The sequence below is a fragment of the Myxococcales bacterium genome, assembly GCA_016712525.1.
Lineage (GTDB): Bacteria > Myxococcota_A > Polyangia > Polyangiales > Polyangiaceae > JAAFHV01.
Window position 1 is genome coordinate 1,677,300 of record JADJQX010000001.1, and the last position, 18,341, is coordinate 1,695,640.

At 70.0% G+C, this 18,341-nt stretch carries 16 protein-coding genes; 9 read left to right on the forward strand and 7 right to left on the reverse strand.

Annotated elements, in window-relative coordinates; translation table 11 throughout:
- The first annotated feature begins 12 nt into the window (after positions 1-12).
- Entirely contained in the window at positions 13-1,911 is a 1,899-nt protein-coding gene (locus IPK71_07160) for a hypothetical protein (protein ID MBK8213520.1), read from the forward strand.
- Here IPK71_07160 and IPK71_07165 read toward each other — a convergent pair.
- Positions 1,889-3,481 (reverse strand): hypothetical protein, encoded by a 1,593-nt coding sequence (locus tag IPK71_07165; GenBank protein ID MBK8213521.1) that lies wholly within the window; start codon positions 3,479-3,481, stop codon positions 1,889-1,891. The two genes, IPK71_07160 and IPK71_07165, sit on opposite strands and share 23 nt — an antisense overlap.
- Positions 3,482-3,631: 150 nt before the next feature.
- On the opposite strand from IPK71_07165, the gene IPK71_07170 reads away from it, so the two are divergent.
- From IPK71_07170 to IPK71_07190, 5 genes are all read left to right on the forward strand, one after another.
- Positions 3,632-4,993 carry an efflux RND transporter periplasmic adaptor subunit gene (locus tag IPK71_07170; protein MBK8213522.1) on the forward strand — a complete coding sequence of 454 codons (1,362 nt, stop codon included), beginning with the start codon at positions 3,632-3,634 and terminating at the stop codon, positions 4,991-4,993.
- 6 nt (positions 4,994-4,999) lie between these two features.
- Positions 5,000-5,734, forward strand: a complete 735-nt coding sequence (locus IPK71_07175; protein MBK8213523.1) for an ABC transporter ATP-binding protein — start codon at positions 5,000-5,002, stop codon at positions 5,732-5,734.
- Entirely contained in the window at positions 5,731-6,957 is a 1,227-nt protein-coding gene (locus IPK71_07180; GenBank protein MBK8213524.1) for an ABC transporter permease, read from the forward strand. The genes IPK71_07175 and IPK71_07180 overlap by 4 nt, the downstream gene beginning before the upstream one ends.
- Positions 6,958-7,094: 137 nt before the next feature.
- The gene (locus tag IPK71_07185) at positions 7,095-8,489 is read left to right on the forward strand and encodes a DUF2330 domain-containing protein (protein MBK8213525.1); all 1,395 of its coding nucleotides are present in this window, start codon (positions 7,095-7,097) and stop codon (positions 8,487-8,489) included.
- A gap of 83 nt (positions 8,490-8,572) precedes the next feature.
- On the forward strand, positions 8,573-9,454 hold the full coding sequence (locus IPK71_07190; protein MBK8213526.1) for a hypothetical protein: 882 nt from the start codon (positions 8,573-8,575) through the stop codon (positions 9,452-9,454).
- Between the two features lie 35 nt (positions 9,455-9,489).
- On the opposite strand, the gene IPK71_07195 is transcribed toward IPK71_07190, so the two are convergent.
- A complete protein-coding gene (locus tag IPK71_07195; GenBank protein MBK8213527.1) occupies positions 9,490-10,683 on the reverse strand; it encodes a hypothetical protein in 1,194 nt (397 codons plus the stop codon).
- Between the two features lie 56 nt (positions 10,684-10,739).
- Here IPK71_07195 and IPK71_07200 point away from each other — a divergent pair, with 56 nt between their 5' ends.
- Positions 10,740-11,693, forward strand: a complete 954-nt coding sequence (locus tag IPK71_07200; protein ID MBK8213528.1) for a LysR family transcriptional regulator — start codon at positions 10,740-10,742, stop codon at positions 11,691-11,693.
- Positions 11,694-11,753: 60 nt separating this feature from the next.
- Positions 11,754-12,155, forward strand: coding sequence for a hypothetical protein (locus IPK71_07205; GenBank protein ID MBK8213529.1), 402 nt, complete (start codon positions 11,754-11,756; stop codon positions 12,153-12,155).
- Between the two features lie 7 nt (positions 12,156-12,162).
- Here IPK71_07205 and IPK71_07210 read toward each other — a convergent pair whose 3' ends face one another.
- Positions 12,163-12,996 (reverse strand): hypothetical protein, encoded by an 834-nt coding sequence (locus IPK71_07210; GenBank protein ID MBK8213530.1) that lies wholly within the window; start codon positions 12,994-12,996, stop codon positions 12,163-12,165.
- A gap of 183 nt (positions 12,997-13,179) precedes the next feature.
- On the opposite strand from IPK71_07210, the gene IPK71_07215 reads away from it, so the two are divergent.
- The gene (locus IPK71_07215; GenBank protein ID MBK8213531.1) at positions 13,180-14,364 is read left to right on the forward strand and encodes a beta-lactamase family protein; all 1,185 of its coding nucleotides are present in this window, start codon (positions 13,180-13,182) and stop codon (positions 14,362-14,364) included.
- A gap of 109 nt (positions 14,365-14,473) precedes the next feature.
- Here IPK71_07215 and IPK71_07220 read toward each other — a convergent pair whose 3' ends face one another.
- The 4 genes from IPK71_07220 to IPK71_07235 all read right to left on the reverse strand — a co-directional run bounded on the left by IPK71_07220 (position 14,474) and on the right by IPK71_07235 (position 18,306).
- Positions 14,474-14,623, reverse strand: a complete 150-nt coding sequence (locus IPK71_07220; protein MBK8213532.1) for a hypothetical protein — start codon at positions 14,621-14,623, stop codon at positions 14,474-14,476.
- Positions 14,624-14,661: 38 nt separating this feature from the next.
- Complete coding sequence (locus IPK71_07225; protein ID MBK8213533.1) at positions 14,662-15,108, reverse strand: TIGR02646 family protein; 447 nt, start codon at positions 15,106-15,108, stop codon at positions 14,662-14,664.
- Complete coding sequence (locus tag IPK71_07230; GenBank protein MBK8213534.1) at positions 15,108-16,307, reverse strand: AAA family ATPase; 1,200 nt, start codon at positions 16,305-16,307, stop codon at positions 15,108-15,110. The genes IPK71_07225 and IPK71_07230 overlap by 1 nt, the downstream gene beginning before the upstream one ends.
- Before the next feature lie 232 nt (positions 16,308-16,539).
- The gene (locus IPK71_07235) at positions 16,540-18,306 is read right to left on the reverse strand and encodes a hypothetical protein (protein MBK8213535.1); all 1,767 of its coding nucleotides are present in this window, start codon (positions 18,304-18,306) and stop codon (positions 16,540-16,542) included.
- Between the last annotated feature and the right edge of the window lie 35 nt (positions 18,307-18,341).

Genomic DNA, 18,341 nt, shown 5'->3' on the forward strand with positions numbered 1-18,341 from the left:
CTGTCCAGGCTTATGCTTCCCGTTGCTCGTCGTGTGCCCCTCGCCCTCGTCGCGGGCGCGCTGCTCGCCGGCCTGCTCGCCGTCGACCTCGCTTCCGTATCTGCGCATGGCGTCGCGTCTCCCGCGCGTGGCGCCGCCTTCCTCCTCGTCGTGGCGTGGGCGGTGGGGAGGCTCGTGTGGGGCCTCGCGCGAGGTTCCCGTTCCCCGACGACGTCCTTCGTACTGCCTATTCCGCTCGGGGTCGCCGTGCTCGCGCTCGTCTATGCGGCCTCGGTGGCGGCGGGCGCGCAGCGGGTTTACCCCTTCGTCGCATACGGGCTCGCGGCGGCGGGCCTCGTCGTGACACGCACCGATCGCGCCCTCCGCAGGCGCATGTCGATTCGGAGGCTCCTCGTGGCGGCGGCCGTCGCGGGGCTCGCGCTCCGTGGGGTGTGGCTCGTCGATCGGCTCGACCTCACGAAGGTGACCACGACGGCCTACTCGTGGGTGGACACGCCCCTCTGGCTCACCATCGCGCACGCCGCGGAGCGCACGTTCCCGCCCGAGGACCTGCTCTTCGCCGGCCAGAGGCTCAATTACCATTATGGCCTCGGCCTCGTCGTCGGGGCCATCCGTGGGGCGACGGGCCTTTCGGTGCAGGCGGCCTATTTCTCGGCCTTGGCGTCGTTCGCCGTCCTGCTCCCTGCGGTCGTGGCGCGGACCGCGGCGCTGCTCTTCCCCCTGCGCGCGCGTGGTCTAGCGGTGGTCGCGTTTGCGGCCTTGGCCCTCACGAAGCTCGTGGTCTTCAACTTCCCGTCCATGTGCGCGCTCCCGGTCACGGTGGCGCTCGTCGCGGTCCTCGTGCGCATGAAGAGGCCGGGGGAGGTCGCGCTCGTCGCCCTTGGCCTCGGGTTCGTGATGCTCACGAAAGAGGTCGACTACGTGCTCCTGCTCGCCGTCGGCGGGCTCGTGGCGCTCGACCGCGCCGCGCGCGAGCGACAGGCGCTCCCCCTCGTGGCCCTCGGGCTCGCGGTGATCACGACGCGCCCGCTCTACGAGCGCCTCCTCCGCCCCGATCAACACTCCAAGCTCGCGCCCTTCGTCGAGCATCTCGACCCCGCGTGGATAGGCTCCGAGATGGATCGCGTGGCGATGCGCGTCGCGCTCGCGGTCGCCCTCGTCGCTTTCGGTGTGTCGTTCGTGCGCGCGCGGCCCCACATCGCCCGAGTCGCGTTCGGGGCGAGCCTCGTGTACGCAGCGCTCCTCGGGCTCTCGTGGGCGGTGAAGCCGGTGTTCGTCCCGCCCATGGACCCGTTCTCGTACGGCTGGATCTTGCTCGACATGGAGCAGTTCGAGCTCCACGGGTGGTTCGTGCTCGCGACCACCGTCGCGGCTCTCGTGGCGTCGTTCGTGGGACGTCTCGAAGGTGGAGTGGCGGGCCGGGCGGCGGCCACGAGCGCCACGGTGGGCTTCGCGGTCCTCGCGTTCGTGAGCACGTTCCGGAGCACGCCGCTCGCTGGCAAGAACCCGCGTCCCGAGGAGCGCGGTCCCGACCCGGTGCACGGGCTGCTCGAGAATGTCCCCACGCAGGGCACGCTGCTCGCCGCGCAGCGCCTCAACTGGAACTACGAGAACCCGCACTGGGCGGCGTTCTTCGGGCACCGCTTCTACTTTCTACGGCGCGGGCGCTGGGCCACCGCCTATCCGGACTTTCAAGAGAGATGGCGCGACAACGACGCCCTCTTTCGAATGTCGGACCGCGACGCTGCCCTCGCGCTCGTCCGGAAATACGGAATCACCCATCTCGTCGACGAGGTGTCGCGGCCCTCCCCGTGGCTCGCCTCCGAGCGCCCGCTCGGCGAAAACCCGTACTACCGCGTCTACGACCTCCGCCCCCTCGTAGCCGCGCCTACCGCCCGCTCCGCTCCATGATCACGAAATACCCGCGCTCCACGATCGGCCGATACCCACGCGCCTCGTAGTAGGCAGGGTTCGCGGCGTCGAGGTCGGGGTAGTCCCGGCGGGCGACGAGATACCGTGGCTTCGTTTCGGCCAGGGCCTTCTCGTCCTCGGCGAGGTACTCCTCCCGCCGGTAGGCGCGGGCCGGATGCGTGAGGAAGAGCGTCCAATAGAAGCGCCCCGGGTACCTCCTTTGCGCGCTCGCGTAGACCTCGGGCTGAAAGCCTCGCACGAGGACGGGCTCGTCTTCTTTCGTGTGCTCCTTGAGCCAGAGTCCCACCCACTCCGAGTCGGCGTAGTCGAAGTGGATATCGGCGAACGAGTACCTGTGGAGGTACCACTGGCGATCGTCTTTCCCCGAGAGATAGCGCGAGACGGCGAGCTGCTGCTCGACCCACCTGCGACCCGTGGGGGACGTGAAATACCCCGCGAGCACCACGAGCCACGGCGCGAGCCGGGTCGCGCGCGCCGAGAAACCGAGCCCGCCGAGGCCTCGCGACGCGCCCTCCGAGGCGAGCACCCCGAGCAGCGCGAGCGGCGCGATCATGGGTGTAAAGTGCAGAAGATAGAACTTCATCTGCATGGCGATGCAGACGAAGCACGCCACGGAGACGCCGAGGGCGCGGCCATACGACGCGCGCGTCTCGCTGTCTCCCACGCGTCGCGCGATGGCATACGCGACCGCCGCGGCGGCCACCACGAGCGCGCCGAGGGGCGAGGTGTGCGCGAGGTACCCTTGGATGGCGTCGACCCCGTCGGCCACGGGGTTCTTCGCGTGCTCGTGAGACACGTAGTACCCATTGGCGCCCACGACGATGTCCTTCATGGCCGCGAGCGCGCCGTGCTTCGCGAAGTAAACGAGCGTGACCGCGAGGGGGACGGCCCCACCCACGGCGAACGTCACGCCGGTGCGCGCGATCGCCTTCACGTCGGCCTTTTGCTCCCGGAGGCGTTTGCCGAGCACGATCACCACCGCGAGCCCCACCCACATCACGGGCGGCTTCATGACGAGCGCCGCGCCGAGCGCGAGCCCCGAGACGAAGGGCAGGGCGCGCCGCTCCGGGGCGTGGTGCTGGGCCGCCGCGAGCGCGAGGCACCCGAGCATCGTGTAGTGGAGCTCGCTCTGCGCCGTGTCCCAGAAGTTCAAGACCCCGTAGTAGAAGAGCGTCACGAAGAGCGCCGCGCGCCCCACCGTGCCCCGCGCGATGGGCTTCCCCGGGGCGGCCGCGAGCCAGGCCACGACGAACGCCATGGCGAGCACACCGGCGAGGTCGATGATTCGGATGCCCCACATCACCTCGCCGAACACCTTCACCGAGAGGGCGTGGAGCACGTAGATGCCGGGCGTTTTGTGGTCGAACACGTCCCGGTAGGGGATGGCGCCGCGGAGGGCCCACTCTCGGCCCACGTAGTAGTAGAGCCCCTGGTCGCGCCCGAACGGGTACACGAACGACGCCACGCCGAAGACGATCGCGACGACGAGCCCCGCGGCGTCCTCGAGGGAAAAACGCGGGCGTTCGGGGGCGGGCGGAGGCGTGCTCATTCTCTCGGGTCGCGCATAGCACGGAACCCGGACGGCCCGAGCCCGCGCCGCGGACAGGCCGTTAAATCGCCCTGCGCAAGATTGGGCTCGTGGCCCGTGCCGCGGAAACCCGCGAATTTCGCTGCGTTTTCGAGTACCTTCGGGTGTGGAATGAAGCGTGTCCTCTGGATCGTCGTAGGTCTCGTCGTCGCGGCGCTCGCCGTCTTCGGGGGCCTGAAGCTCGTCGCGCAGGCCGACAAGGTCGAGATCGACTACAAAACGGCGAAGGTCCAGAAGCAGAAGCTCGTCGCCCAGGTGACGGCCAGCGGCACGCTCTCGGCCCGCGTCACGGTGCAGGTGGGCAGCCAAGTGTCCGGGCGCGTGCAAGAGATCTTCGTCGACTGGAACTCGCCCGTGAAGAAGGGCCAGCTCATCGCACGCATCGATCCGCAGCTCTTCCAGGCCCAGGCGGCGCAGGCCAACGCGAACTACGTGTCGGCCAAGGCGCAGCTCGCCCGCGCCGAGGTGCTCGCGTTCGACGCCGATCGCATCTACACCCGCGCCAAGGCCCTCGCGGCCCAGTCGCTCGCCGGGCAGGCCGAGGTCGACACCGCCGAGACGAACGCCAAGGTCGCCAAGACGCAGATCGACGTGGCGAAGGCCGCCGTCGAGCAGACGCTCGCCGCCCTCAACCTCGCGCAGGTGAACCTGTCGTACACCAAGATCATCTCGCCGATCGACGGCGTGGTCATCTCGCGCAACGTCGACGTGGGCCAGACCGTGGCCGCGTCGCTCTCGGCCCCGGTGCTCTTCACCATCGCCGAGGACCTCAAGAAAATGCAGCTCGACACCAACGTGGCCGAGAGCGACGTGGGCCGCATGGAGCCCGGGATGCGCGCGCAGTTCACGGTCGACGCGTACCCGGGCGTGAAGTTCCCCGGGGAGATCGCGCTCATCCGCTACGCGCCGCAGACCGTGCAGAACGTGGTCACGTACGACGCGGTCGTCGCCGTCGACAACTCCGACCTGCGGCTCCGCCCCGGCATGACGGCCACGATCGCGATCGTGTACCAAGAGCGCGAGAGCGCCCTCGTGGTGCCGAACGCGGCGCTTCGGTTCAAGCCCCCGAAGGAGGTCGACGCCGGCGCACAAGACGCCTCGGCCGTCCCGCCCCCTTGGGCGAGCGAGGGCGGCGCCGACGGCGGGGAGGGGTTCCATCGTCGTCACGGCGACGGCGGCCCGCGCGACGGTGGCGGCGGAGGCTTCCGCGGCAATGGCGGTGGCGAGGGGCGCTCCCGCAAGAAGGTGTATGTTCTCCGCAACGGGGACCCTGTCGGCGTCGACGTGCGCACCGGCCTCACGGACGGCTCGTTCACCGAGATCCTCGCGGGCGAGCTCGCCGAGGGCGATCTCGTGATCACCGACGCGACGACCAAGGGCCAGAAGCCCGCCGCGGCCGCGGGCGCTGCGCCCGGCATGAGCCCCATGAGCGGCGGCGGCGGCGGTGGCACGGGCCGCCGGCAAGGCTTCTGAGGAGCCATGGCCGACGAGCCGCAGATCCGCGTGAAGGACCTCATGAAGGTCTACACCACGGGCGACGTGGTGGTGCGCGCGCTCGCCGGGGTCTCGCTCACGATCGAGAAGGGCGAGTTCGTGGCCATCATGGGGTCGTCCGGCAGCGGCAAGAGCACGCTCATGAACGTGCTCGGATGCCTCGACAAACCCACGAGCGGCGAGTACTGGCTCGCCGGCCGCGAGGTGTCGAAGCTCGACAAAAACGCCCTCGCCGAGGTGAGGAACCACACGCTCGGCTTCGTGTTTCAGAGCTTCAACCTGCTCGCGCGCACGAGCGCCGTCGAGAACGTGGAGCTCCCGCTGCTCTACCAGGGCGTGGGTGGGCGTGAGCGCCGCGAGCGCGCGACCGAGGCGCTCCAGCGCGTGGGCCTCGGCAAACGCCTCGACCACGTGCCGAGCCAGCTCTCGGGCGGTCAACAGCAGCGCGTGGCCATCGCGCGCGCGCTCGTGGGGCGCCCCAAGGTCATCTTGGCCGACGAGCCCACCGGCAACCTCGACTCGCGCACGAGCCTCGAGGTGATGAAGCTCTTTCAAGACTTGAGCAACACGGGCATCACCATCGCGCTCGTCACGCACGAGCCCGACATCGCCGAGCACATGTCGCGCGTGGTCGTCGTGAAGGACGGGCTCATCGTCGAAGACCGCCGGCAGACCCCGAAAGAGGCCGTCGTGCCACCCCCGAAGGAGGGCGCGCCGTGAGCCCGTTCGTCACCCTCCGCATCGCCGTGCGGGCCATCGTGCGCAACAAAATGCGCTCGTTCCTCACCATCTTGGGCATCGTCATCGGCGTGGCGGCGGTCATCGCCATGATGGCCATCGGCGCCGGCGCCAAGGCGCGCATCGAGGCCGCGTTCGCGTCGATGGGCACGAACCTGCTCGTGATCCTCCCGGGCTCCACCACGGCCGGCGGCGCGCAGGGTGGCTTCGGGTCGCAGCCCACGCTCACCTGGGAAGACCTCGCGGCTATTCGCAAACAAGTGCCCACCGTGAAGGCCGCGGCCCCGCAGCTCCGCACCACGTCCTCCGTGATCGCCGAGAGCGCGAACTGGAGCACGTCGATCGTGGGCACCTCGGCCGAGTATTTCGAGGTGCGAACGTGGGCCATGTCCCTCGGGGAGGCCTTCACCACGGGCGACGTCGACGCGGGCAACAAGGTCATCGTCCTCGGTCAGACGGTGGTCGAGAAGCTCTTCGGCGCGAGCGCGAACCCCATCGGGCAGACGGTGCGCATCCGCAACGTGCCCTTCGTGGTGGTGGGCGTGGCCGAGAAGAAGGGCCAATCGGCCACGGGGCAAGATCTCGACGACACCGTGTTCCTCCCGTACACGGTCTACGCGCGCACCATCCAAGGCGGGCTCGGCAAGTACATGTCGGGCGTCATCTTCGTGAGCGCCACGAGCGCCGAAGACACGCCGCGCGCCCAAGCCGGGGTGGCCGAGCTCCTCCGCGAGCGCCACAGGCTCGTCGGCGCCGAGGACGACTTCTCCATCCGCAACCTGAGCGAAGTGGCCGGCGCCCAGGCCGCGGGCACCGAGACCATGACGAGCCTGCTCGCGAGCGTGGCGGCCGTGTCGCTCTTGGTCGGCGGCATCGGCATCATGAACATCATGCTCGTGAGCGTCACCGAGCGCACCCGCGAGATCGGCATTCGTATGGCCATCGGGGCCAAGCCCCGCCAAATTTTGCTCCAGTTCCTCATCGAGGCCATCACGCTCAGCCTGCTCGGTGGCTTCCTCGGCGTGGCCCTCGGCGTCGGCGTGTCCAAGTGGATCGCGGTCAAGTTCGGCTGGGCCACCCAGGTCGACCCGCAGGTCGTGCTCATGTCGGTCGCGTTCAGCGCGTTCGTCGGCGTCGCGTTCGGCCTCTTCCCCGCCCGCAAGGCCTCGCGCCTCGACCCGATCGACGCCCTCCGCTACGAGTGACGTGAAGGGCGGATGCCCCACGACAGCGGCGTCGGGAGGCCTCTCGGGGGGCGTGCCAAGCCGTGCCAGTCCCTCCCTGATTGGCCCCGAAACCCTGGATTTTCCAGCGTGGTCTGCCGGTTGCACTAGGCCCTGGCATGCGCTCTTCCTTCCTCCGCAAGGCGTTCTTCTCCGTCTCCCTCCTCGGCCTCGTCGCCGCGTCTCCGGTGTTCGAGCGTGATGCGCTCGCGTGCGGTGGCGGGTTCTTCGAGAACCACGTCCCGGGCGAGGTGATCCCGGGCGCGAGCGAGGCCGTCGAGGTCACCGATCACCGCATGGTGGTGGTCATGGAGCGCACGAAGACGGTCCTCTACGACCAGATCCTCTTCCACGGAAACCCGAAGGGCATGGCGTGGGTGCTCCCCGTGAAGGGCGAGGCGAAGCTCGGGCTCTCGACCGACAAGCTCTTCGAGGCCCTCGATCGCGAGCTCGGGCTCAAGGTCGTCGGGCCTACGGTGCGGTGCCCGTCGTGCACCTCCATCAGCGGGGGCGGTGGAGGCGGCGGTGGGGGCGTGGGCTGTGGGAGCGCGACCGCCTCCGACTCGTTCTCCGGTGCCAGCTCGAAGAGCGCAGGCCCCAACGACGGCGCGGGCGAGCCCGAGCGCCCCGAGCCCGAGCTGCCCGTCACGGTGAAGTCGCACGAGGCGGTCGGCCCGTACGAGGTCGTGCGCGTCGCCGGCGAGGATCCGAAGGCCATGGCCGAGTGGCTCTCGAAGAACGGCTACAAGGTGCCTGCGTCGTTCGAGCCGGTGCTCGCCGCCTACGTGCGCGAGAAGTTCGACTTCTTGGCCTTGCGTCTCCGGCCTGGGCAGAGCGCGTCGGCCATTCGCCCCGTGCGCGTCGAGCTCCAAGGGGGCTCGAACGTGGTGCCGATGCGCGCGAGCGCCGCGGGCCCCACCGACAAGCTCGGCATCACGATGTACGTCGTCTCGGAGAGCCAAGCCTTCGTGCCCTCGAGCTACCCGGTGTTCACCGTGCCGTCGGCGTCGATCACCTGGGATTTCGCCAAGAAGAAGAGCGACTACGCCGAGGTCCGCGAGGCTCGTGCGGCGGAGAGCGGCTACCGCGCGTGGGAGCTCGTGGGCGCCGAGACCAAGAGCGGCATCGGCATGAGGATCACCGTCGACGGGAAGTACGAGGGCGAGACCGCCGAGGCCGATCGCCAGGCCGACGTCGAGGCGTTCGGCGTCGCACCGCGCATGATCACCCACCTCCGCGCGAACGTGCGCACCTCCGAGCTCACGAGCGACGTCGTGCTCGAGCCTGTGGGCTCGGCGCCCACGTTGACGCGCACGCCGTCGAAGGTCTCGGGCGCGCCCCTCTGCAAGACGTTCGACTCCGACTGCAACGTCACGGGAGAAGCGCCCGCGTCCGGCGCGCAGATCGAGCCCGGGGTGGCGAGCGGGGCCTCGCGCGCGCCGAGCGCCGTCGCCGTGGGAGGCCTCGTGACCGCCCTCGTCGCACTCTTTCGGCCACGGAAGCGGCGCCCGTGATTTTCGGCGTGGCGTCGGCCAAAAGCCCTCTACGCTGAAGAATCGTGCTCTCTCGGGCTCGAGGTCGCCGTTCGGAGGTCGTCATGTCGGTCTTTCGGAGTCACGTCGTCGTGGGGGCTGCTTCGGTCGCGCTCGCGCTCGCGAGCCTGCGGTGCAGCGCGAGCTTCAGCCCCGACTTCGACGCCGGGCCCCTCCCGCCTCCAGCCGACGCGACCTCGCTCGACGCCCCGAGCGACGCCCCGCCCGGCGAGGTGCCTCCCGACGCCTCGACCGACGGGGGCGGAGATCCGCGCCTCGATCGCGCGCCCGCGGCGACCTGTTACACGGCGCTCGATCCCTCTGCCATACCCAGGGTCTTCCCCGGGTACACGGCGGATCTCTTCATGGGCACGCGCCTCGACGGCGGCGTCATCACGAGCACCGTGGGCCAAGCCTTCTATTGCCCGAGCTCGGGGCTCCTCCGCGCGCTGCTCTCGTACGGGCCGCCCGCGGCGTCGCATCGGCCCTCGTTCGGCGTGATCCGAGAGGGCGTGCCCACCGCCATGGTGGTCGAGTACGTGCTCGAGGGAACGTCGATCCCCGAAGAGACGACCGAGGACGTGCTCGTCGGGCCCTTCGTCCGCTCGGTCACGGCCGACGGCTTGCTCGTGCTCGCCGTGGCGCGTCGCTCGCCGTCCGAGGAGCTCGCCCTCGTGCGCATCAACAACAGCGCCGATGCGGGTGAAAACTCCGGCGCGGTGCCCCTCGGCACGTTCACGTACCCCGTGCGCGTGCGGCTCGCGACCACTCCCGCCGCGGGTGGCAAGGTGAAGTGGGACATCGTGCTCCAAGACCGCAAAAAGAGGGTCGCGCGCTCCGGCGAAGAGATCATGCCCGCGGCCCCCTTCGGCGTCCTCTTCGGAACGACGCGCACCGCGCCAGGCGGCCCGACCACGGCCATCTTCTCCGAGGTGAAGCTCCCGTGAGCGCGCGGCTCGGCTGACCCGCGCACGCCCTCGCCTCACCCGCGCACGAAGAGATCGCCCGCGTGGCGGCGGTACGAGACGAACGGCGGCGGCGTGCGGCCGACCCTCAAGATCATCTGAATTTTTCGGGGTGCCGTCACCCCCGAGCGGGCCTCGAAGGCTTCGCGCAGGGGCCGCATGGCCTCGTACTCTTGAAGGACCTGGTTCACCGGGTGGGTGAAGAGCCCGTGTCTCGTGGCCGCGAGCATGAGGCGCATCGTGGCCCTGCCTGCGGCGAGGTGCGCGTCGTGGCCGTTCTCGCCCGTCGTGACGAACGCGACGGCGCTGGTCGCGCGCACGGCCTCTCGGAACGACGCGAGCCCCTTGTCGATCGTGCCCTTCGCGTTCCACGACTCTTCGGTGTCGCTCGTGAAGAGCCGCGCGAAGAAGGCGCTCGTGCCCGTGATGCCGTTGGCCTCGAAGGTGAGCCCGTCGCGCCGCTCCTTCGCCGCGGACCCATCGAAGCGAAACCATCGGCGTGTCTCTTCGTTCGTCGCGCGCGTCGTCGACTCGACCTCCATCGCGCGCTCGAAGAGCTCGAGGTACGGGTCGAGGCCCGCGCTCGGCACGAACGTCACCTCGGCGTCGCCCGCGCCCATGTCGGCGAGCACGCGGGCCGTCATCTCCGGCGCGAGGCGTGGCTCCAAGTGGGGCAGGCGGCTCGTCTGGCGCGCCTCGAGGAAGGCTGCGAGCGGATCGGGGGCGGCGCGCTCACCCGTGAGCACGAGCCTCGCGACGGGTAGCGTGCCCACCGCGGACGGGCTCGGGTACGGCCCCATGGGGAACGGGTCCACCCGCGCGGCGTGCCCGAGCCGGCTCGCGCCGAGCACGAACGCCTCGGCGAACGTCCCGCACCCGATGTGGATCTGCCGCGCGGGCGGATCGGTCTCGGGCAAGAGCCGCCTCGGATCGACGAAGAGCAGGCACTCCCGGTCGGACACGAGCCGAAAGCGCCACGACTGTGTGTTGTGAGGGCTCGGCGCGTGCAGGCCCAGCACGAGCGCCGCGACGATGGGGGAGAGCCCGGGGGTCGGAGAGTCGCGTTTGTCTTCGTCGTACGCGCGGGAGCGTGCGCCCGCGGCGTCGCTCGGACCTTCGGGAGAGGCGCAGGCGGCGAGGCTCGACGCGCCGAAGAAGGCGCCGACGGAGAGCACCTCGCGGCGAGAGGGGAGGGGGCGGGGCGTCGTCATGCGCCTACGGTGCGCGAGGCCACCGCATGCGTCCAATGCATAGGTAGAATCTGCCCATGCGCCCCACGCAACTCCGTCGCCTCGACATGAACTTGCTCGTCGTGGCCGACGCCCTACTCGAGACGGGCAGCGTCACCGAGACCGCCGAGCTCGTGGGGCTCTCGCAGCCCGCCGTGAGCCGCGCGCTCGGCCGCCTGCGTGACGAGCTCGGCGATCCGCTCCTCGTGCGCGACGGCCGCGGCCTCGTGCCCACCCCGTTCGCGTCGTCCCTTCGCCCGCGCCTGCGCGCGTCGTTGCTCGAGCTCGAACGCACGCTCGCCCACGACGGGGCCTTCGAGCCCGCGGCGGAGCGGGGCACGTTTTCGCTCGCCTCGGCCGACTTCGCGGCGTTCTCGTTCTTGCCCGTGGCCCTCTCGAGGCTCGCCGAGAAGGCCCCCGGGGCGCGGCTCGTGATGTCTCCCTACCGTGAGCCGTTCGAGGCGCTGCTCGAGGCCGGCGAGGTCGACGTGGTCGTCGGGCATCGGCCGTCGCAGAAGGCCTGGGTGCGCTCCGTCGAGCTCTTCGCGAGCCCGTGGGTGCTCGTCGCGCGGCGAGGGCATGCTCTGCTCCGCGCGCCCACGCTCGAGCGCGTGTGCCGGGCCGCCCACGTGCTCGTGAGCCCCGAGGGGCAGGGGCAGGGGCCCGTCGATGTGGCGCTCGAGGCCCTCGGGCACACACGCCACGTGGCCCTGCGTGTGCCCGATTTCGCCGGGGCGCTCGCGGTGGTCGCGCAGTCGCGCACGGTGACCGTGGTGCCGAAGGTGCTCGCCGAGGGGGCGCGTCGCGTGCTCCCGCTCGCGGCCGCGAAGCTCCCCTTCGAGGTCCCGGCCGCGCGTGTCTTCGTGAGCTACCACACCGCGCGCGACGCCGATCCGCGGCACCGGTTCTTCCGCGACGAGCTGCGAGGGGTAGAGCGCGAGGTCGCGAGGGTGGCCTCGAACGACGCGCCCCGCCGACGCCCACCCCGGTGACCTTCGCCGTCCGCGCGCTTCGCGGCTTGCATCGCGAAGGCTCCGTGGTATCCCGCCGGTATGCGGTTCTTGGGGGCAGTCGTGGCGCTCGGTCTCTCGGCCTTTTCGCTGGTTTCGCTCGTCGCGCCTGCGCGCGCCGAAGAGAAGGCGAGCCCCGGCAAGGTGCTCTGCGTCGTCCACGAAGGCGAGAGCCCGTTCCGAGCGTTCGTGCTCGGCGAGGATCCGAACGGGCTCGTCATGAGGTTCGACGTCGGGGCCCTCGACACGTCCTCGCGCTGGAAGGGGCTCGGCCTCGAGTCGGGTGAGATGGCGTTCACGGCGTCGTCGAGCGGCGGCCAATCGAGCGGCGGCGGGCTCTACACGGCGAAGTCCGGCACCACGCTCGAGCGCGACGGCATGAAGGGCGTCATGGTCTTCCCGGGCAAGGTGCCCGCGGTCGCGTCGTTCGCCTGCGCGGAGTAGTCCCGGCTCACAGCGCCTTCAAACACACCTCGACCCAAACCTGCGTGACCCGCACCGTCGCGTTGTCCGGGTTGGTGGGAGCTCCGATCATCTCGACGCCGACCTGCACGTCGTTCACGAGCGTCTCGGACCACTTGGTCCCGGGCGAGACGATGTAGGGCTCCTGGAGGTAGAAGCTCGCGATGTCGTAGGACGAGCCGACCCGCGGCTTCGGGACTTGGTAGAGGGTGCTCACGGACGTCGTGAAATAGTAGATGAACCCGATCTCGGAGCTCGCGTCCGAATCGACGTGGCGAACGCGGCCGCGGAGGTAGACCGACTCGATCGCACGATTCGGGGGTAGCCGGAAGAGCTCCGACCTGAGCCTGAAGAACGCGCTCCCTTTGCCGATCACCGCGTCGACGTACGTGCCGTCGCCATCGCCTTCCCCACGCTCGCGGACCGCGTCGACGATGGCCGTGCCCGCCGGAAACGTCGACAGCGTCCCGCTCTGGTTCACCAACGATTTCGGCCGCACGGCTACGACGCCGCCATCCCCCGTGCACGACGTAGGGAGGCATACGCCGTCCTCGCAGAACGACCCCCCCGGGCAACCGCCCGTGCACTCTCCGGATGCGGCGTCCGGCGCCGAGGCGTCGACCTCGGGGCTCGGACCCGCGTCGGGCGTGCTCGTGTCCGGGGCGCTCGAGCTCACGGGCGGGATCGTGCTGCGCGCGTCCTCGACCGCACCCGCGTCCGGCGTGTCGCTGCTCTCGCTCGAGAACGCGGTGCACGCACCCACGATGGCGGCGAGGCTCGACACGACGCCGAGGGTGATCGTGGTCGAGGCGCGCAGTTTCATGATCCTCCAACGATATGGGAAGGCCTATCCGTCGCCAAGACCGATACGGACGGAGCGCGCTCGGCCTGGACGACGGCCTTTCCATGAACCTGCCCAGGTTCACCCCCGAGGGCAGGCGCGCTCGAGAAATGCAGGGAATCTCGCGGAGATCCGAGGTGGCCTCGTGTTTGCTCTCCGCCTCGCATGCACCTCCGTTCGCTCTCGCTCGTCGTGGCGTTCACCTCGGCCGTCGCGGCCATCGCCGCGTGTGGCGACGACCCTGTCTCCGTGCCTCCTCCCTCGAACGACGCAGGCACCTCGAGCCCCGAGGCCTCCGCACCCGACACGTCGACGCCTCCTCCCGAGGACGCGACCACCGACGCGAAGAACCCCGCCTTCGAGGCCATCGACGCGGCCATCGAAGACTCCCGCAAGAAGGCCGCGGTCGACGGAGGCCCGCCGCCTGCGCTCGCGTTCGCCCTCTACGACAAGGGCGAGCGGCTCGTCTTCTCGAAGGAGTACGGGGGCTTCAAGACGAGCGATCGCGTGGCGGTCGCGTCGGCCTCCAAGATCGTCTCGGGCCTCGTGCTCTTCTCGCTCGTCGGCAAGGGCCTCCTCACGCTCGACTCGACCACCGGCGCGGTGCTCGGCTGGCCCGCGCCCAAAGACCAGATCACGCTGCGCCACCTGCTCTCGTTCACGTCGGGCCTCCCGCCCGAGGCCCCGTGCACCGCGAACCCCGCGACGACGCTCGAGGCCTGCGTCGGCACGATCGCCGCGCTCGATCCGGACGCCGCGCCCGGCACCCGCTACGACTACGGCTCGACGCATCTGCACGTCGCCGCGCGCATGGCCGAGGTCGTCACGGGCAAGACGTGGAACACCCTCTTCGACGAGCTCGTGCGCGTCCCCCTCGGCCTCCCCGCGGAGGTCGCGTACTTCACGGCGCCGCGCCAGTCGCTCGGCAAACAGAACCCGCTCGTCGCCGGCGGCCTGCGCGCCTCGATGGACGAGTACACGAAGATCCTCACGGCGATCTACGCGCGTGGCGAAGGCGCCGTGAAGGCCCCCACCACGCTCTTCGATCTGCAGATGGTCGAGCCGTACCCTGGCGTGGTCGTCGGCAATTCGCCCGTGAAGAGCCTCGGGTACGACTTTCGTTATGGGCTCACCGCGTGGCTCGAGTGCAAGACTCCCGCGACGGGCTGCGCGACCATCTCGTCGCCCGGCGCGTTCGGCTTCACCCCGTGGCTCGATCGCAAGGTGGGCTACACCGCGATCCTCGGCATGCAGCTCGAGCGCGAAGGCGCCGCGTCGGGCGTGGTCGGCTTCGCGGTCGACCTCGAGCAACGCCTCGAGCCCCTCCTCCCCGCGGCCCTCGGCAGGTGATCCCGAGCCCCCGAAATTGACGCAAATGACGCGCAAAATGGGGCGCCCAATTTTGCGCGTCAATCGAACGATCTCCTGAGGTTACATGGGGGTCGGCGAGAGAAAGTCGTCACGGCCCGTGGGAGGGTCTCGAGAGGTAGCGTTGGAGCTTCTGGGCCACCACACCGGCGTACGGAGGGAGCTCGCCCGCGCTCTCGTCGATGTACTTCGCGTAGAGCCGCCTCACGCGCGTGAGGTCCCAGTCGTGTTTCTTCAGCATCGTGAGAACAGCCTGGTCCGCGGCCTTGCGGTTCCGTTTCAGTGCTCGAGGTTCAGGCCGAGCACGTGATCGAGCTCGTCCTGGTGGGCCGGATCGGGGACGCGGATGTCGCCGTTCGCTCCGTACCGAACGCCGTCGGCGTGAGCCGAGGGGTGCCTCGGATCGAACCGGATGGTGCGGTTGCCTTTGCGCACGTCGCAGTGATGAAGCGAAGGAGAAGCTCCTTCGTTCCCGTGACACGCCGCGAGGAGGTTCGGGTACGCCAAGCCCTCGTCGGGGAACGAGCTCTGCGGCCGGTAGTGCTCGATGCGGCACGTCTCGGGGCGAATTCGCGCCATGCAGTAGCAGCAAAGCCAGCCCTGTTCCTTGACGAGCTGCGCTCGAAGCGCGCCCTTCGTGGCCCCATCGAGCGTGCCGAACGTCACGCCTGCGACGCGAGCTTCGACGAGCGCCCGCGGCTCTTTGCGCTTGTGGATGGTGCGCACTACGCCCTCTCGAAGTCGAGCAGGAGCCTCAAGCGAACGACCTCGCTGTCGTTCGGCCCGCAGAGCGCCTCCAACGTGTCTGTGTGCACGCGGGCATCGTCGAGGGCTCCCGCATCCAGCGCTCTCCCGGCGAGCTCGATGAGCTCGAGCGCGGCGCGAGGCCGCTCCCGCGCGCCGAAGACGTCCCTCAGGAGGGCGTTGGCGTCGCGCCCGGTCACCGGATCCCGAAGCGTGTAGGCCGTTCCTTCGTCGAGCACACGAACCTGTGTGGTCGAGCCGATGGATGCGAGGACGCTCGGCGAGTGTGTCGTCGCCACGATCTGAATGTGCGGGAACGTCTCGAGGAGCCGCGGGAGTATCGTCTCTTGCCAGCTCGGGTGGAGGTGCAGCTCGACCTCGTCGATGAGCACGACGGCCTCGGCGTCGACGGGGCTCGAGCCCGCAGGGGCGAGCGGGACGAGCCTCCGCGCGAGGTTCGCGGCGAGCCCGAGGAGGTTGCGTTCGCCGTCCGAGAGCTGGCTCGCCGTGAGTCGTGCGCCGCCTTTCTGGGCGGTGAGCGCCGTCTTGCCGCCGGAGCGGTCGATGCGAACGTCGCTGTACTCGGGCCCGAGCACGCTGCGGCAGGCGCGCCGCACCGCGCCCAGGGAAGGGAGCTCGAAGTCCAGATCGCGCCGGCTGACACGCTCCTGGTTCTCGAGGTCCTCCTCGGAGCGCATCCACCGCACGAGCCTGTCGAACGCGACCTCGGTCTCGAAGTACCCGTCGTCCCATGCGGGGACGGGCTCGCTCGTGTCGGTCACCTCGGCGGTCGGCGCTCGCGCCCGGTCGACGCGGAAGGCAACGATCGGAATGGCGCGGCCCACCCCGTCCTCAGCGCTAGCTTGAAACGTGCGAGAGGTCATTCGCTCCGCCTCGAAGGTGTACGCCGTACCGTCGACGTGCCAGGTGCTGATCACGTGGGCCGACGTCGCGCCCCCTCGAACGTCGGACATGGAGATGTCACCGGGTCCGTCGTGACGGCTCGGTGCTTTTCCGAGCGCCACGCTCGTACTGAGGAACGCGCACGTCGTGATGGCATCGAGCACGGACGACTTGCCCGAGCCGTTCTTCCCGACGAGCAGCGTGAGGCGAGGGTCGAAGGTGACGTCGAGCGCCTCGAAGCCGCGATAGTTCGAAAGGACGAGCCGCGCGAGTTTCATCGGCGCCGGAGCGTACTCGGATTGCTTCGTGTAGCCTACCCGAGCACGGGTCCGTCACGGCTCACGAGGGCGCGATCGTTGGAGGCGACCGCCCCTCCCGAGCCCCCGAAATTGACGCAAATGACGCAAAAGTTCGAGCGCCCGGACTTTTGCGTCAATCGAACGATCTCCAGAGGTTATCTGGGGGTCGGCGAGAGAAAGTCGTCACGGCCCGATCGTGGGTTTTCACCCCTCAAGGCACGGTCGCTCGCGCCGTCGCGACCACGAGCGGAGCCATCGCGTTGGGGCCGATCATGTCGAGGAACCGGAGCGCCGCCGGCCCGGGTTTCTCGGCGAGGTGCTCGAGCTCGGAGGGGCGAATGGTCTGGTAGAGGAGCCTCACCTCGACGACTGATCCGGTGGGCGCTCGAGGCACGCGGTAGAGCACCGTGTCACCGCCCGGCACGAAGTCGCCGTCTTGCGCGGTGCCGACCGGGAGGGCGAGCGCGGCGCGAGGGTCGGCCGCGTCGAAGCCCTCGGGCAACAGGCGATCGTCCTTCGTGTACCCGGTGGCCTCGAGCAGGCTCGTGGCCTCCCGTCCCTCGGCGTTCTTGGGGATGGCCTCCCACACCGAGACGCCCGTCGAGGAGGTGATCTCCGTCGTGTGCGCGAGGATGGCGCCCTTCGCGTCGAGCACGTTCCCAGCACCGTCGACGATGCGCCCGTCGCGGCTCGCCCCCGACTCCAGCACGAGCGCGCCCGCCGCGTCGGTGACACGCACGTGGAGCCACATGCGGCGCGAGGGGTAGGCCGTGGGGAGCTTGTGCCCCGTGAGGTTCTCGACGCGCACGCGGAGCGAGGCCCCCTCTCCGGCCCTCTCGATGGGGAGCACGGTCAGCCGCGCAGACGTCCGAAGGCTCGCCTCGGCGCGCTCGGCCTGCGCGAAGAGGAGCTCCGCGGGGGCGTCGTATCCGGCCCACGCGCGCTCGTTCGCGAGCACCCGGAGCATGAGCGCGTTGGCGCCCGAGAAGAGATGACGGCCGACGGGAGACCTCGGAGAGAGCCTCCCCGGGCCCGGTCGGAGCGAGAGCACCGTGGAGATCGGCGCGCCGTCGTCGTCGGTCACGGGCACGTGGCAGTCTTGGCAGGTCTTGCCTCCGGGCTTCGCGAAGCGGGACACGCTCCACTCGACGAACGGGCCCTGCTCGAGCACCTCGGGGCCCGTCGGGGCGCCCTTCGTGTCGAGCGCGCGGGTCACCACGGTGTGGCACGACCCGCAGAGGCCGCTGTCCGTCATGTGCGACGAAGCGGTCGGGGTGTAGTTGACACGTTGGATCATCGGCGTCGTGAACGGGCTCGCGTGCGGCCCGTAGATCGTGCGGTTGGCGTCGATCGTGTAGCCCCCCGTGAAGCTCGCGGGGGTGCCGAGGCCCTGCGGCGTGATCTGGTGGCACAGCGAGCAGGTGACGCCGTCACGGCCTACGGTGCCCTCGGGCGAGGTGCCGGTGGTGAGGTCACCGTACGTGAGGTTCTTCCCGGCCTTCGCGAGCTCGACGTTACCGGCGGGCGCGTGGCAGCGGGTGCACGTGCTCATCACGGTGGCCTCGGCGCCGGGGTGCGCCCCGAGCTCGTGCTCGAGCACGGCGAGGTAGTACGGGTCGCGCGCCGCGAGCCCCATCATCGAGCCTCGGAAGCTCTCCACGGGCGACACGTCGCGCCCCTTCGCGTCGCGCAGAACGCTCGAGCCTGTATCGGTCGTGTGGCAGAACGCGCACTCGTCCTGCGTCATGAACGTCGCCGTGCGCGCGCTCGCGGCCTTCGCGAGCGGACCCATGCGCTCCCCGGGCAAGCCTTGCCACGGGCTCGTCCCGCCGCCCGAGGTGACGGGCCCGCCGTCCGCACCAGGGGACGACGGCGTGCCCACCGGCGGGGCGGCGCCGCTCGGCGTCTTCGTGTCGCTCCCACATGCGCCGAGCGCGGTCGCGACGAGGAGCGGGATGGCGGAGAGTGTGGTTCGCATACCCGTAGGAGCCCGTGGGCGAGGGATCGGGTTCG

Coding starts and splice junctions, on each gene's coding strand:
- IPK71_07160 (MBK8213520.1), top strand. CDS start 13: ATGCTTCCCGTTGCTCGTCGTGTGCCCCTCGCCCTCGTCGCGGGCGCG.
- IPK71_07165 (MBK8213521.1), bottom strand. CDS start 3,481: ATGAGCACGCCTCCGCCCGCCCCCGAACGCCCGCGTTTTTCCCTCGAG.
- IPK71_07170 (MBK8213522.1), top strand. CDS start 3,632: ATGAAGCGTGTCCTCTGGATCGTCGTAGGTCTCGTCGTCGCGGCGCTC.
- IPK71_07175 (MBK8213523.1), top strand. CDS start 5,000: ATGGCCGACGAGCCGCAGATCCGCGTGAAGGACCTCATGAAGGTCTAC.
- IPK71_07185 (MBK8213525.1), top strand. CDS start 7,095: ATGCGCTCTTCCTTCCTCCGCAAGGCGTTCTTCTCCGTCTCCCTCCTC.
- IPK71_07190 (MBK8213526.1), top strand. CDS start 8,573: ATGTCGGTCTTTCGGAGTCACGTCGTCGTGGGGGCTGCTTCGGTCGCG.
- IPK71_07195 (MBK8213527.1), bottom strand. CDS start 10,683: ATGACGACGCCCCGCCCCCTCCCCTCTCGCCGCGAGGTGCTCTCCGTC.
- IPK71_07200 (MBK8213528.1), top strand. CDS start 10,740: ATGCGCCCCACGCAACTCCGTCGCCTCGACATGAACTTGCTCGTCGTG.
- IPK71_07205 (MBK8213529.1), top strand. CDS start 11,754: ATGCGGTTCTTGGGGGCAGTCGTGGCGCTCGGTCTCTCGGCCTTTTCG.
- IPK71_07210 (MBK8213530.1), bottom strand. CDS start 12,996: ATGAAACTGCGCGCCTCGACCACGATCACCCTCGGCGTCGTGTCGAGC.
- IPK71_07215 (MBK8213531.1), top strand. CDS start 13,180: ATGCACCTCCGTTCGCTCTCGCTCGTCGTGGCGTTCACCTCGGCCGTC.
- IPK71_07220 (MBK8213532.1), bottom strand. CDS start 14,623: ATGCTGAAGAAACACGACTGGGACCTCACGCGCGTGAGGCGGCTCTAC.
- IPK71_07230 (MBK8213534.1), bottom strand. CDS start 16,307: ATGAAACTCGCGCGGCTCGTCCTTTCGAACTATCGCGGCTTCGAGGCG.
- IPK71_07235 (MBK8213535.1), bottom strand. CDS start 18,306: ATGCGAACCACACTCTCCGCCATCCCGCTCCTCGTCGCGACCGCGCTC.